The sequence below is a fragment of the Anabaenopsis tanganyikae CS-531 genome (genome assembly GCF_029891675.1).
In the GTDB taxonomy this organism is placed as follows: domain Bacteria; phylum Cyanobacteriota; class Cyanobacteriia; order Cyanobacteriales; family Nostocaceae; genus Anabaenopsis; species Anabaenopsis arnoldii.
Genome location: NZ_JANQDF010000122.1, coordinates 1 through 15,369 on the forward strand (window position 1 = coordinate 1; position 15,369 = coordinate 15,369).

11 protein-coding genes and 1 tRNA gene are annotated in these 15,369 nt (G+C 41.6%); 6 read left to right on the top strand and 6 right to left on the bottom strand.

The window, feature by feature from the left end; translation table 11 throughout:
* Positions 1-214 precede the first annotated feature (214 nt).
* From NWP22_RS12320 to argF, 3 genes are all read right to left on the bottom strand, one after another.
* Positions 215-1,690, bottom strand: a complete 1,476-nt coding sequence (locus tag NWP22_RS12320) for a DNA phosphorothioation system restriction enzyme (RefSeq protein ID WP_271730475.1) — start codon at positions 1,688-1,690, stop codon at positions 215-217.
* A 53-nt stretch (positions 1,691-1,743) separates the two neighbouring features.
* Positions 1,744-2,346, bottom strand: coding sequence for a transcriptional repressor LexA (gene lexA / locus NWP22_RS12325; protein WP_271730479.1), 603 nt, complete (start codon positions 2,344-2,346; stop codon positions 1,744-1,746).
* Positions 2,347-2,499: 153 nt separating this feature from the next.
* A complete protein-coding gene (gene argF, locus NWP22_RS12330) occupies positions 2,500-3,420 on the bottom strand; it encodes an ornithine carbamoyltransferase (RefSeq protein WP_271760153.1) in 921 nt (306 codons plus the stop codon).
* Between the two features lie 319 nt (positions 3,421-3,739).
* On the opposite strand from argF, the gene NWP22_RS12335 reads away from it, so the two are divergent.
* Positions 3,740-3,811, top strand: a tRNA-Thr gene (locus tag NWP22_RS12335).
* 418 nt (positions 3,812-4,229) lie between these two features.
* Entirely contained in the window at positions 4,230-5,516 is a 1,287-nt protein-coding gene (locus NWP22_RS12340; RefSeq protein ID WP_271730471.1) for an MFS transporter, read from the top strand.
* 287 nt (positions 5,517-5,803) lie between these two features.
* Here the strand turns inward: NWP22_RS12340 and acs are convergent, their stop codons facing one another.
* A complete protein-coding gene (gene acs / locus NWP22_RS12345; protein ID WP_271730469.1) occupies positions 5,804-7,774 on the bottom strand; it encodes an acetate--CoA ligase in 1,971 nt (656 codons plus the stop codon).
* A gap of 347 nt (positions 7,775-8,121) precedes the next feature.
* Here acs and NWP22_RS12350 point away from each other — a divergent pair, with 347 nt between their 5' ends.
* From NWP22_RS12350 to NWP22_RS12360, 3 genes are all read left to right on the top strand, one after another.
* Positions 8,122-8,814 (top strand): hypothetical protein, encoded by a 693-nt coding sequence (locus NWP22_RS12350; protein ID WP_271730477.1) that lies wholly within the window; start codon positions 8,122-8,124, stop codon positions 8,812-8,814.
* 68 nt (positions 8,815-8,882) lie between these two features.
* A complete protein-coding gene (locus NWP22_RS12355) occupies positions 8,883-9,329 on the top strand; it encodes a hypothetical protein (protein ID WP_271730467.1) in 447 nt (148 codons plus the stop codon).
* 409 nt (positions 9,330-9,738) lie between these two features.
* Positions 9,739-10,458 carry a TerC family protein gene (locus tag NWP22_RS12360; RefSeq protein WP_271730465.1) on the top strand — a complete coding sequence of 240 codons (720 nt, stop codon included), beginning with the start codon at positions 9,739-9,741 and terminating at the stop codon, positions 10,456-10,458.
* Positions 10,459-10,536: 78 nt separating this feature from the next.
* On the opposite strand, the gene ndk is transcribed toward NWP22_RS12360, so the two are convergent.
* The gene (gene ndk / locus NWP22_RS12365; RefSeq protein WP_271730464.1) at positions 10,537-10,986 is read right to left on the bottom strand and encodes a nucleoside-diphosphate kinase; all 450 of its coding nucleotides are present in this window, start codon (positions 10,984-10,986) and stop codon (positions 10,537-10,539) included.
* A gap of 203 nt (positions 10,987-11,189) precedes the next feature.
* Between ndk and speA the strand changes: the two genes are divergently transcribed.
* Entirely contained in the window at positions 11,190-13,193 is a 2,004-nt protein-coding gene (speA, locus tag NWP22_RS12370) for a biosynthetic arginine decarboxylase (RefSeq protein WP_271730463.1), read from the top strand.
* 77 nt (positions 13,194-13,270) lie between these two features.
* Here the strand turns inward: speA and NWP22_RS12375 are convergent, their stop codons facing one another.
* Positions 13,271-14,440, bottom strand: a complete 1,170-nt coding sequence (locus NWP22_RS12375) for a nucleotidyltransferase family protein (RefSeq protein WP_271730462.1) — start codon at positions 14,438-14,440, stop codon at positions 13,271-13,273.
* Positions 14,441-15,369: the final 929 nt, after the last annotated feature.

Consider the following 15,369-nt stretch of genomic DNA (forward strand, 5'->3'; position numbering starts at 1 on the left):
TGCTAAAATTAGGTTAGATTTTCATCATAATGGGGTATTATGAAAATTTTTATTTGCAGTCACAACCGATTATAATTAACCTTATGATCATCTTCCCATATTACGCCCCATTTATTCCCCAACTTATAAAAAAAATTTACATTTTTTTGGTTTTGTATGTAGATGTAAAAAGAAACATAGAAATATTGAGCGCCTGAGTCATGACTAAAATTCGTCAAATATCTAATAAACCATAACGCTTTTGTAAATGCAGTAACTGCATTCTGGCTTCCCCGGCGTTATCAGCTAAATCTGCAAACTCTACTAAGCGGCGTAATTCTTTCTTTAAAAGATTGCGTTCTACTTCTATGGTTTCCCGATCTAAATCAGGTGGTAAAACAATCATATCGAATATAGTGGCGCGTTCCTTGCCAATGTGAGGACGTAAAACTCGCCCCCGACGCTGAATAAACTGACGAGGATTTCCGGAACTGGATAAAATCACGGCGGTTTGAATAGCGGGAATATCAACGCCTTCATCTAAACAACGAATTGCGACTAAACCCTGTAACTCGCCAGTTTCAAATTGACGGCGTAAAACTTCTCTTTCTTTTAAGGAAGTGTGTGCAGTGTAAGTGCTTACTCTATAACCTAACTCTACACCTAGAATTTTAGCAACGGCTTTGAGTTGACGTAAGGATGAACGCTGTCCCGCTTCTTGGGAACCATCGCTACAATAAAAAAGAGTGTGAGTAGTTTCCCTGCGAGTAGTCATTAATTCTCGCAAAGCTGTTAATTTATTTGAAGCTGCACCAATTAACCTGGCGCGTTGCATTAATAATGGCTTTAAATCTTCTTGGTCTTCCAAGTTTTCCCCTTTGCCATTCTCCCGTTCTCTATATAATAGCGATCGCCCGATCTTTTTTGTCAGCTTTAAATAAGCTACGCTTTCCGCGTCAGTTAACTCGACGAGTACGGGATAATACAAATAATGTACCAAAGCTCCCTGGGCGATCGCATCCTTCAAGGTAAATTCTGGCTGAAGAACCGGTCCAAAATAATCAAATAACGATTGTGTACCATAATCGTCAAAATACCTTTCCGGTGTAGCAGATAAAGCCAGACGTAACCCCACGCGGCGGGGTAAATTTTCTTCTAACTTCGGTGCGCCTAAATTATGGGCTTCATCGCCAATAATTAAAGTTTTTGGGGGAAAATACTTGAGTTGAGATTGCAACCCATCACTGATTAATGTGGAGTTGGTAGTAATCACAGTGATAAATTTTTCCGCACCGGAACGCAGATTATACAGTTGCGTAGACAGTTGACTTTGCCAAGCGCGTAAATTCTCGAAAGCTAAAATAGGCTGTAAGTTAAACTTTTCACATTCTCTCCCCCATTGAGTAACAAGATGACGATAAGGACACACCACCAGCAACACTTGTAAATCAATCTGTTGGTATAGTTCATAGGCGATCGCTAATGCTGTAATAGTTTTGCCACTACCAGTAGCCATTTTCAGCGTACCTCTGCCATTGTTGGCAAACCAACTAGTGATAGCCTGGCGTTGATATTGCCGTAATTGCAAAGATACAGGCATGATAGGGTATCCTGGTGATGTTTGACCAGTGTGATAATTCCCCTTAGCTTCGCTAACAGATGGAACTTTTAGCTTGAAACTAGGTAGATGGTCTACTAGATAATTAGCCATTAGTCATTGGTCATTGGTAATTGGGAATCTTTTCTCCACCACCCAGTCCCCACTTAATAAACTCGCCACACCCCAACCAGTGAACCCTGGACTTCTACTTGGGTAGCGAGAACCTCAATAGGTTGATACTTAGGATTAGCAGGTTTGAGGGTAACCAGATCATCCCGGCGATAAAAACGCTTTAAAGTAGTGCCGTATCCATCAACTCTAGCAGCGACGATGATACCATTTTTTAACTGATCTGGTTGTAATACTGGATGCAGAAATACTAAATCCCCATCAGCAATTAAATCCTCAATCATACTATCACCAGCGACCCGTAAACCGTAGGTCTGGGGGGGTAAAGTAAGATGAGAAAAGTCTAAATAATCTATAGCATCAGTAAAAGGTTCTATTAAACCACCAGCAGCAATTGTACCTAAAATAGGGATACCCTGCTTCACGGGATGCAAAATCCGAATCGTCCGCGCCTTCCCCTCGTTCCAATCCAGATATCCTTTGGTACGTAAATGGTCTAAACGACTTTGAATTGGTGCTGGTGATTTCAGCTTCATTGCTGCCATCATTTGCCGAATTGAAGGAGAATACTGGTGAACTCGGATATATTCTACTAACCAGTCATATAATTCTTGTTGAGCTTCTGTGAGACGTTCCATAACCATAAATTTATGGGAAAGTAAATACAAATGTCTTGAGAACATTTGTACTACAAAATATCTGAGATAACAAGGTGTTTCCTTGGTGAGTTCAGAGTTTTTGAAAGGCAAAAGAAAGATGATGCTCTTAACTTTTGCCCTATACATAATTTTTTACTTTGCACCTAAGATACTAGCAAGCAAAGCTTTTTGGGCGTGTAAGCGATTTTCAGCTTGTTCCCACACTCGAGACTGAGAACCTTCAAGAACCGCTTCGGTGATTTCCTCACCACGATGAGCTGGTAAGCAGTGTAAAACAATTGCCTCTGGGTCAGCAAGACTTAATAACTGTTCGGAAATTTGGTAAGGTTGAAAAATAGGCAAGCGTTGATCTGCTTCTGTTTCTTGCCCCATACTTGCCCAAACATCAGTATAAAGTACAGCAGACTCCTTGGCGGCTAATTCCGGGTCATGAGTGATCAGAACTTCGGTTTTACCCCCTGCAATGGCTCTTGCTTGTTCTACAATTCCCAAATCAGGTTCATAGCCTTTAGGTGTAGCAACTCTCACATTCATACCAGCCAAAGCGCAACCCAGCATGAGAGAATTAGCTACGTTATTGCCATCGCCTACATAGGTCAAAGTTAAACCATTAACCTCACCAAAACATTCTTGAATTGTCAGTAAATCCGCTAGTATCTGACAGGGATGTTCTGAATCTGTGAGAGCGTTAATCACAGGAATTTTAGCATAACTAGCGAAAGTTTCCAAATCCTGCTGTGCAAAGGTGCGAATTGCCAAAATATCTAAATATCGATCTAATACTCGTGCGGTATCCTGTAAAGGTTCCCCGCGACTAACTTGAGTGACATTAGGGTTCAGATCAATTACCTGTCCACCTAGTTGGTACATTGCTACAGTAAAACTGACTCGCGTACGAGTTGAAGCTTTAGAGAATAACAAACCTAATACCTGATTACAATGCAACTTCAACTTTTGTGATTTCAGTTGGGTTGCTAGTTGCAGAATTTCTTGAAGTTCCTGGGGACTGAAGTCCGCTAGGCTTAATAAATCTCTTCCTATCAAGGCTGTCATGCTTCCGATTTGTAAAGAACAATAATTGATGTCTGTTCCTTTACCTAGCTGGGCAAAAAAAAGTACAGATTTAAAACTGTACCAAAAATTTTTGCATCCAGCGCAGTATTTGAATTAGTTTTTGCTATGTATATTAATTTATCAACTTTACCAGTCATTCAAATGACTATTTTTTCTAGTTACTGGCGCTGTGCTCACCCACTCCACTCATCTCCTGAGCAACGACATCAAGAAATTTTTTTGCTCTTGACTATAGACAATCTAAATATATATGCTACAATAGGTAATCGGTTGGGAAGTTAAAAACATCCCCCTCCTTGCCAGCATAGCACAGCGGTAGTGCATCCGACTTGTAATCGGAAGGTCGCAGGTTCAAATCCAGCTGCTGGCTTTAAAAAAATCCCTGAGTATCAGCGCCATCACTCTTAAAAATACTGCCTAGCTAGAATGCAAGAATAACTTGGCAAGTGATCAAATAATTTAGCAATGTACACCCAGATGACAAAGTTTGACGAAACAGATACTAATAGCTTAAAGCTGAATATGTTTGTTTAAGCGCTCGCCTTTTACAAAGATCAAAGCAGCAAAGCCCACCGGCTTTTAGCCCTCGGGTGAATGCGTAGCACCTCTAGACGCATTATACCCTATATGTAAAGTTTCATAACCATATTTTCAACTTTCCCTGACAAATATCCTTAATATTGAGTAATTTAATCCCTAAATCCCCCCCATGGGTGAAGTTCTCTTGCAATTACTTACAGATAATCATTAAAAGTCAAGTCAGTAATTGTTAAGATAGAAATTATTACATGGCTAATACAGATGGAAACCAAGAGCAGCAACTACTACCAGCGCTGATGTCACGGAACTATCGTCTGTTTTTTGCCGGACAAAGCATTTCCTTAATTGGATCATGGATGACACATATTGCTACAATCTGGCTAGTGTATAACTTAACCAACTCCCCAGTTATGTTAGGAGTTGTAGGATTCGCTAGTCAAATTCCCAGCTTTTTTCTAGCGCCTTTTGGTGGAGTCTTTGTAGATCGTTTTTCCCGTTACCATACCCTAATTGGTACACAAATATTTTCCATGGTTCAGTCATTAGCCTTGGCAGTGCTGGCATTAACTGGTACTATTCAAGTATGGCATATCATCGGCTTAAGTTTGTTTCAAGGATTAATCAACTCAGTCGATTCACCAGCAAGACAAGCATTTGCGCCAGAATTACTGGAACATAGAGAACATTTAGCCAACGCGATCGCCATAAATTCAACTATAATTCATGGGGCACAATTAATTGGCCCAGCCCTGGGAGGTTTACTGATAGCAACGATTGGTGCAGCTTATTGTTTCTTAATTGATGGATTCAGCTATATTGCTGTTATCATTGCATTATTGGCAATGGATATAAAACCCAGACAAATTGTAGTGACAATTGGTAATCCCTTCCAACAAGTTGCAGAAGTATTTGTTTATGCTTTTAAATTCCCAGCAATTAGATGCATATTATGGCTATCAGCTTTAGTTAGCTTAATGGGATTACAATATACAATTTTACTGCCAATTTTTGCAGAAAAAATTCTCACGGGTAGTGCCAAAACCTTGGGACTTTTAATGACAGCATCTGGAATAGGAGCTTCAGCAGGTGGTATTTATTTAGCTACCAGGGTAAATATACTATTAATTGGTAAATTAATTGTCTTAGCACCAGGAATTTTAGGAATCAGTTTGATGGCTTTTTCATTATCTCGGTATTTACCACTTTCCTTATTTATCATGTTGTTTGTTGGCTTAGGAACAATGTTACAAATTGCCGCCAGCAACACATTTTTACAGACAATTGTAGAGGATGATAAACGCGGAAGATTAATGAGTTTATACACAATGTCATTTTTAGGAATGCTACCCCTAGGAAACCTACTCGGAGGCTTCTTGGCTAATCGCATCGGCACACCCAATACATTAATGGTGGATGGAATAGTTTGTATTGTAGCTTCTGTTTGGTTTTACCACAAGCTGCCAGTATTAAAACAATCAATTGTCGCAGTTTATCAGCAAAAAAGAACCATACTCAGGAAACAACCTACCAGATAAAACATGAAAAAGTATGGCTTAGAACCTATTTATAAAGTAAATATAGGGTTAGGGAGGGGTCAAACAATAGTTGATACACTAATCATGACTTTCCAAACATCCTCTAACGCACCAATTAATTGATGCGTTAAGCGTTGCTATAACGCACCCGACAATTTAAGGTTTAGTTGATAAATCATCATTGAGGGGAGAAGAATCTAGTATTGTCACACAGTGAACCTCACCCCCAAGCATTTCGCCCCCTCAATGATGCAGCTAGAGACAAAAGTCCCCAGTCACCAATCTGTCTAAGCGTCTTCCCGCAACTTGTCTAAAACACTGCGATCTTCTAAGGTAGAAGTATCACCAGAAACCTCCTGACCAGCTGCGAGACTGCGCAACAAGCGCCGCATAATTTTACCGGAGCGGGTTTTAGGTAAAGCGTCGGTAAAGCGAATTTCCCCCGGACGTGCGATCGCCCCAATTTCCTTAACCACGTGCTGTTTAAGTTCTTTACTCAAATCCTCACTTCCCTGATATCTCCCTTCTAAGGTGACAAAAGCCACAACTTCCTCACCTTTGAGTTCATCAGGTTTACCGACTACTGCAGCTTCTGCAACTGCTGGATGAGAAACTAAAGCCGATTCTACTTCCATAGTTCCCAGGCGGTGTCCCGATACATTCAACACATCATCGACACGACCCATAACCCAGAAATAGCCGTTTTCATCTTGTCTAGCCCCATCACCAGCAAAATAGATATAATTACCATCTTTGGGGGGGATATGTTCCCAATAAGTGCGGCGAAAACGTTCTGGATCACCGTAGACTGTCCGCATCATTCCCGGCCAAGGATAACGCACCGCCAGATAACCGCCTTCGTTCTTGGGTACGGTATTACCTTCTAAATCCACTACATCTGCAATAATACCAGGAAAGGGCAGGGTTGCGGAACCGGGTTTAGTGGGAATTGCACCCGGTAGGGGTGTAATCATAATACCACCGGTTTCTGTTTGCCACCAAGTATCCACAATTGGGCAACGCTCACCGCCAATGATTTTATGATACCACATCCAGGCTTCTGGGTTAATGGGTTCCCCCACTGTTCCTAACAACCGCAAAGAAGATAAATTGCGGGTTTTGGGATGGTGTTCACCCATCTTGATAAATGCCCGAATTGCCGTAGGTGCTGTATAAAAAATGTTCACACCATATTTCTCAATTACATCCCAGAAACAACCAGGATTAGAAGCCCGAGGCGCACCTTCATACATTAAAGTAGTTGCACCATTGGAAAGCGGACCATAGACTATGTAGCTGTGACCGGTAATCCAACCCACATCAGCAGTACACCAGTATATATCTGTATCTTGTAGGTCAAATATCCATTTGGTGGTGATGTGGCTATATAAATTATAACCACCAGTTGTATGAACAACACCCTTTGGTTTGCCAGTGCTACCAGAAGTATACAAAACAAAGAGCATATCTTCACTATCCATGGGTTCGGGGGGACAGTCTGCACTGACACCTTGTTGTAAATCATGCCACCAATGGTCGCGCCCTGGTTCCATGTGGATTTGTTGACCTGTGCGTTTAACTACTAACACATCTGTCACCGAGGGAACAGTACCATCTGCTAGGGCTTTGTCTACCTGGACTTTGAGGGGAACAACTGTATCTTTACGCCAACCACCATCAGCAGTAATTACTATTTTGGCTTGTGCATCATTGAGGCGATCGCGCAAGGCCTCCGCACTGAATCCACCAAATACCACGCTGTGGGGTGCGCCAATTCTCGCACAGGCTAACATAGCGATCGCTGCTTCGGGAATCATCGGCATATAAATACCAATGCGATCGCCTTTTTTCGCCCCCAATTGTTTCAAGACATTGGCAAACTGGCACACTTCCCGATGTAATTGAGCATAAGTCAGAGTCCGGGAATCCCCCGGTTCTCCTTCCCAAATCAGCGCCGCCTTATTTTTCCGCCAGGTGGTCAAGTGTCTATCCAGACAATTATAAGAGATGTTGATTTTACCACCCACAAACCATTGCGCAAAAGGCGGCTGCCAATCCAACACTCTATCCCATTCTTTGAACCAGTGCAGCTGTGTGGCTGCTAGTTCTCCCCAAAATTCTTGTGGGTCAGCTTGGGCTTGAGCATACAGCTGCTGATAGTCTGCCAAACTTTTGATATGGGCGTTCTGAGCAAATTCCTTGGCCGGAGAGAATGAGCGCTTCTCTTGCAGGATTGATTCTATGGTTGGCTCAGACATAATTTAAATTTTTTCTCGGTAGTAGATTTATGACTAAAAACTATTGTGTACTGGAATTTATCAAAAATTGCTTTGATTTTGGTGAAGTGATACAATATTTTCACTAAAAGCACTTCTACTCTCCTGGAGTGAAGTACAAACAAAATTTAAAAATTACAAATGTAAACATATCAACACAAATCTTAAAAAATACCTATGCTCAGAGAAAGTTTAGATACTGCTAACGTCACAATTGTTTTCATATCCACAATAGAATAGAATATACAATGTATGTTTGTTGTTTTGGTAACTTCAGTTATTTATCGATTGTTCAGCGAGGGCATTAGTGATTGAAAGTAGGGTATCGTTTGCAAGCACAGGAGATTAAGGAGCAGTTAAAATCCCTTATCGAGCAAGCCTCCTCGATAGACCCTAACTTGTCGAAAAAATTAGATGAAATTAACCGCTGGGTAAAAGATATTAAACCAGGAACCCTGACCGCCAAACCATTTGTTCTGGCTTTTCTCCTAGAAGTAATTACAGATTCTAGGATTTGGCTAATGATTAAATCATCACCTTCGGAAGAGGAACAAAAAGCTAAATTCGATCTGATGACACCTAATGAGCGCTATTGGTATAGCTATCTTTTTCCCAAATGGATCAATGCCAATGACTCCAAATTTTACATTTGGAAACAAAAACTCATGGCAGGTGAATTTAATCAGGAAGATGATGATATCATTAAAGCTATAGCCCAAGATATTGTCCAGCGTGAAGGTGCTGTTTGGAAGCGTTATATTGCCGACCTGTCTATGGCCACAGATTTGATTGTTAGTAGTCGTCAGCACAAACCACTGTGTATTCAAATTACCAGTGTGTCAGAAGAGTTTAACAATCAAAAGTACCATTTTTGGCAAAATACACTGCACTCCTGGCAGATAGAAAGAGGAATATTTTTAAGTTACAATCCCAAACAGACCGATTTCATTAAGCAGTTAGTCAACATAGCACTGTATAACAGTGACTATCTTTCTAGTGGGAAGTATTTAAAATTTGATTGAACCTGTCAAAAATTCAATAATTCTAGGTTTGTGTTCGTCCCCTACCTACTCATCTTATTACAGCTTCTATGGCTCACAAACAAGAAACTCAAAGCTACGAAACTACTGTGGAAGAATTTGCTCAAGCTTTGACAACCGCGAGGAAAATGCAGCACGACTGGTTAACTTATGGGGTAGATTTTGTGAATTTTTATGTTGAAGATGCACAAAGTGATTGGTTGGAAAGTTGGGGAAATGATGAAATTTTAGCCAATAAATTATTAGACGCAATTAAAGAGTTTTTAGTCAGTGATGATACTGTAGCTATCAGAACCAGAAAACAGTTAGGTGAGCGTTCTCTGTTTGATTTAGCAGTCAATCTAGAAGTATGTTTGAGAATCGCAGCGGTAGATGACCGGTTATCTCTAGTGAGAAATCTGTTAGAGGGTGAGGAGAATAACCTTGACCACAATCATGAAGATTTATTAAACTTGGCAGGTAGTCTGTTGGAAAAATTGGTCAGTATTGGTCAGTAAATAGCTAAACCAGCGATAATTTCTGAACTCAAATAGGATGAGTATTTGACATACTCACCGATCTTGAAGCTCGGTGATTCATGACAGTTCACAGTAACTCGCTGCCGAAGCAGTCTTATAGTCAGTCCCTGTCAATTTAAAGTCGTGCCGATGCCCCATGCCGACTATTGCATTTTAGCTTTTTGTGGTTTTTTAGGCAAGTTTTTTTCCAACAATCAAGAAAAGCCGTCGTAGAACAACGGGGTTTTAAACCCTTTTTTTCGATAATGCTTAATTAACCCTATGGGTAAAGCGATCGCCCGGATAACCGTACCATGCTAATGTAGCAGCAACACGTTAAGCTGGATAAGAGTAGCACTGTGTTGCTCTGTTGAGATAATTTCAATCCTCCCAGCTTGAAAAACCCGGAATGCTAGACCAAATTTTTGATTATCTTCACTTTAATTTCAGCGTTGAAGCTCCCATAGTTCTGCTGATATTGGTGTTTTTAGAGGCGGTACTATCTGCTGACAACGCCATCGCCCTGGCGGCGATCGCCCAAGGACTAGAAGACAAGGAACTAGAACGCAAAGCCCTCAATTTTGGTTTAATTGTTGCCTATGTCCTGAGAATCAGCTTAATTCTCACTGCTACTTGGGTACAGAAATACTGGCAATTTGAATTATTAGGTGCGGCCTATCTACTGTGGTTGGTATTCCAACACTTTACCTCAGAAGAAGACAAGGACGACCATCATCACGGACCACGTTTTAAATCGTTGTTACAAGCGATACCGATAATTGCATTCACAGATTTGGCATTTTCTTTAGATAGTGTCACAACTGCGATCGCAGTTTCTCAAGAAAAGTGGCTAGTGTTGACGGGTGCAACCATTGGAATTATTACATTAAGATTCATGGCGGGATTGTTTATCCGGTGGTTAGATGAATTTAAAAATCTCGAAGATGCAGGCTATATTACCGTGGCATTTGTGGGGTTTCGCCTGTTGTTGAGAGTTGTAAATGATAACTTAGTCCCACCAGAATGGTTAGTGATTTCTGCGATCGCCCTAATTTTAGCCTGGGGATTTTCTGAGCGGAATGTGATTTCAGTTTCTGAAATCGAACCAGAAAAAAGTGAAATATCCTGAGGAAGATGGGGGAGAAAGATTTTGTTAATATCCTAAATTCTCCCCCCCCCTACCTCTTCTCATTTCCTAGTCTTTAATTTACTCTTTTAACCAAGGTGTTAAATGTGGTTGCCAACTGACTAGTTCTTCATCTTTAAACCACAAGGCTATTTCCCTTTGTGCGGTCTCTAAGGCATCAGAACCGTGGATAAGATTGCGGCCAATGTTAACACCAAAATCTCCCCGAATTGTCCCAGGTTCTGCTGTTAGGGGGTTGGTTGCACCAATAATTTTTCTGGCCGACGAAACAACGCCTTCACCTTCCCAAACCATAGCTACAACCGGTCCAGAAGTGATAAATTCGACCAAACTGCCGAAAAATGGACGTTCCCTGTGAACGTCATAATGCTGTTCTGCCAATTCCCGGCTAACGTTCATAAATTTTAAACCCACAAGGGTAAAACCTTTAGTTTCAAAGCGACCGATGATTTCGGACACCAGTCCACGCTGTACACCATCAGGTTTAATTGCTAAAAATGTGCGTTCCAAAGCTATCTCCCAAAACTGAATACATGATATTAATCATTTGCCAGGGGTGTTATGTTCAGTCATCAAGATTTCATCGATGACTAATTACCCATGACTACTGACCAATCAGAGTGTATCTCAGAAATTATCTGTGAGTGCATATCTGTTGCCAATGTAATGCGCTAAATTGTTAATTCGTGGGTGAAATACAGAGGTCACGGAAAATGGGTGCTGAGTTAACTGCTACATCTCAAGAGGTGGTCATGCCTTCTCATGGACACAAATCAGAGCTTAAAGGTCAAAAACCAAAAAAGCTTCTACCACCTGGAAATTTAGCTCATTCCTGGAAAATTGAGGATAGTGAAGCACTATACCGTATACAGGGTTGGGGAGAACCGTATTTTTCTATTAATGCCGCTGGTCATATTACAGTTTCTCCTAAGGGCGATCGCGGCGGTTCTTTAGATTTGTTTGAATTAGTTAACGCCTTGAAGCAGCGTAACTTGGGACTACCGATGTTAATTCGCTTCTCGGATATTTTGGAAGACCGCATCGAGCGCTTAAATGCTTGTTTTAACAAGGCGATCGCCCGCTATAACTACCCAGGGGTGTATAGGGGGGTGTTTCCGGTCAAGTGTAACCAAGAACGCCATTTAATTGAAGATTTGGTCAAGTTTGGCAAACCGCATCAATTTGGCTTAGAAGCCGGTTCTAAGCCAGAATTGATGATTGCCCTAGCCTTGTTGGATACACCAGGATCATTGCTCATTTGCAACGGGTATAAGGACAGAGAATATATCGAAACGGCCATGTTAGCCCAACGACTAGGTCAGACTTCCATTATTGTCTTAGAACAGGTGGAAGAAGTTGATTTGGTGATTACTGCTCACCGACAATTAGGGATTAAACCAATTGTGGGCGTGCGTGCCAAACTGAGTACCCAAGGGATGGGACGCTGGGGAACTTCCACCGGCGATCGCGCTAAGTTCGGTTTAACAATTCCTGAAATTGTAGCAGCTGTTAACAAACTACGTGCAGCTAATTTGCTGGATTGTTTACAGTTAATGCACTTTCACATTGGCTCACAAATTTCAGCCATTAATGTCATCAAAGATGCCATCCAAGAAGCTAGCCGTATTTACGTAGAGTTAGCCATGTTAGGGGCGGACATGAAATACCTAGATGTTGGGGGCGGATTGGGTGTAGATTACGACGGTTCCCAAACCAACTTCTACGCCTCGAAAAACTACAATATGCAAAACTATGCTAATGATATTGTAGCCGAGTTAAAAGATACTTGTGGCGAACACCAGATACCCGTACCAACACTGATTAGCGAAAGTGGGCGAGCGATCGCATCCCACCAGTCAGTACTAATTTTTGATGTTCTGAGTACTAGCGATGTACCGCTAGAATTACCAGAACCGCCCGAAGAAGAGGAATCACCCGTAATCAAATACTTGTGGGAAACCTACCAATCCATCAACCAAGAGAATTATCAGGAATTTTACCACGATGCCACCCAATTTAAAGAAGAAGCCATCAGCCGTTTCAACTTAGGAATTTTGCGCCTCCAAGAACGAGCCAAAGCCGAGCGACTTTACTGGGCTTGCTGTCAAAAAATTCTGAACATTACTAGACAGCAGGAATACGTACCCGATGAATTGGAAGACCTAGAAAAAATAATGGCTTCCATTTACTACATTAATCTTTCAGTATTTCAATCAGCACCTGATTGTTGGGCAATAGACCAACTATTCCCCATCATGCCAATACACCGCCTAGACGAAGAACCCATCCAAAGAGGAATTTTGGCAGACCTTACCTGTGACAGTGATGGCAAAATAGACCGCTTTATTGACCTACGCGACGTCAAATCAGTATTAGAACTGCATACCTTTAAGCCCGAAAACCCCTACTATCTAGGGATGTTCCTCAACGGAGCATATCAAGAAATCATGGGTAATCTACACAACTTATTTGGTGATACCAATGCCGTTCATATCCAATTGACACCCAAAGGTTACCAAATTCAACACGTTGTCAAAGGTGACACCATGAGCGAAGTGGTCAGCTATGTGCAGTATGACTCTGAAGATATGGTAGAAAATATTCGCCAGCGTTGTGAAAAAGCGTTAGAAGAAAAGCACATTACCCTAGCTGAATCTCAACGACTGCTACAAACCTACGAACAAAGTCTAGGAAGATACACGTATCTGAATAGCTAGGTAGTAAAAAGCAGAGGGACGGGGGGAAAGGATGGTAACTTTCTAATCACCAACCCCCAACCCCCAGCCCCTAGCCTCTAACTTGCATTAGTCCCCAGTAAATCCTCAATCGCTTGGCGTTCAAAAGGTGTTTCCGATGGTGGTGTTTGACGAGCATCCGTAATTAGCCAATCTAAAGCAGCAGCTTGAACATCTATTGCATTTCCCGTTTTATCTACACAGTAACGTCCAAACACTAACTTATCAACCAGTCTGACTCCCGGACCCAATCGCGACCATTCAAAAATTACACTGTTCTCTACCGTTGCACCATTGCATATCCAGCAATTAGGCCCAATCATAGCCGGTCCGACAATTTTAGCACCGTCTTCTATCCTGGTCATACCACCAATGTAAACTGGTCCAGTAATATCCACCTTGTCCCAATTCACCGCCACATTTAAACCAGTGTAAATACCAGGAGCAACTTCATTACCTGGAATTTGCACATTTTTAATATCACCTAACAGTACACCATTAATTGCCCGCCAGTAATCTGGTACTTTACCAATATCTACCCATTCAAAGTCCATGGCAATAGCGTAGAAAGGCGCACCAACTTCTACTAAGTTGGGAAATAACTGGCTACCAATATCATATTCCACCCCAGAAGGTATGTAATTAAACACCTCTGGCTCAAAAATATAAATCCCAGTGTTAATGTTGGTGCTCAGAGCTTCCTCTTGCAAGGGTTTTTCTTGGAAAGCTTTAACACGACTATCATCGTCAGTGACCACCACACCGTAACTAGAAACCTCTTCCATGGGCACAGATTTCGTGATGATTGTAGCAATTGACCCTTTGGATTTATGCCACTTGACAGCCGCAGACAAATCTAGGTCAATCAGAGCATCACCACACAAAACCACAAAGGTATCATCAAAAAAAGGTGAAAAGTCCTGGATACGCCGCATCCCCCCAGCTGAACCAACAGCTTCTCCCACCAGTTTGCCGTCATCATCAATTTTGCCTTCAAAAGAATAAGCGATTTCTACCCCAAACCGTTGACCGTCACGAAAATAGTTTTCAATTTCCTCTGCCAAATGGCTAACATTGACCATAATCTGGTCAAATCCATGTTGGCGCAAAAGTTCCAGTAGGAATTCCATCACTGGCTTTTGCAGGATGGGAATCATCGGTTTGGGAATTGTATAGGTAATGGGACGTACACGAGTACCCTTACCCGCAGCAAGAATCATGGCTTTCATAAAATTTTATTCCTCAAACACAAGCCAGTTTACTTTTATCAAGTGATACTTAATCATCCGAACTTCTGGTGTAAGTAACTCCTCAAAACAGGGATAACAGGAATTTGCCCGTCATTGCAACCTTTTAAGCATAACCACATAACAACTGACAGATTATAATTTTAACTAATTAGCGTAATTCCCCAGTCTTCTAAAAGCCGGGCAATACAGTCATATAGTCCCTTGAGACCAACGATGTTGACAATACTTGATATCTATGAGCAATCGTTTTCTAGACGGGTAACATCAGCGAATTGCCAAATAAATTTGACATGAAAATGCCAAACTATTTGAAACAGGTAAAGCGCACATATAAAAAGCGAAGTAGCTCAAGTGGATAACTCCTAATTTACAACCCTAGGGGCGAAAATCGTAAATTTTGTACAAATGTGAGAGTCTTAGCACCAGTTTCGTTAAATCTCGCACCAAACGCCCTTGGGCAGTATGTCTAAGAGGATGTTTGTGAAGTCATGATTAGTGTATCGAATATTATTTGACCCCTCCCTAACCCTCCCCTTGTAAGGAGAGGGGACTGGATTTTATTGTTTTGGTGTGTTCGGTGTGTTCGGTGTGTTCCCCCTTCCTCATTCCCTGTTCCCTGTTCCCCCTTCCTCATTCCCTGTTCCCCCTTCCTCATTCCCTGTTCCCTGTTCCCTGTTCCCTAAGATAAAAATTACCTGTTGAAAACTTATCAAACATCCTCTAAGCTTGTGCAGGTATCCACACCCACAGGCTGGGTGCTTGCATTTAGTGCAACTTTTAAGCTAATCAAAGCGATTAAACTAGATTAACTACGGCATCCGTCAATTCTGACTCCTCAGAAAGCATGATTTCATCATGGGTCACGGTGAAGGCAGTTGCTTGCAAAGCACGCAATAAAATATTGCGTG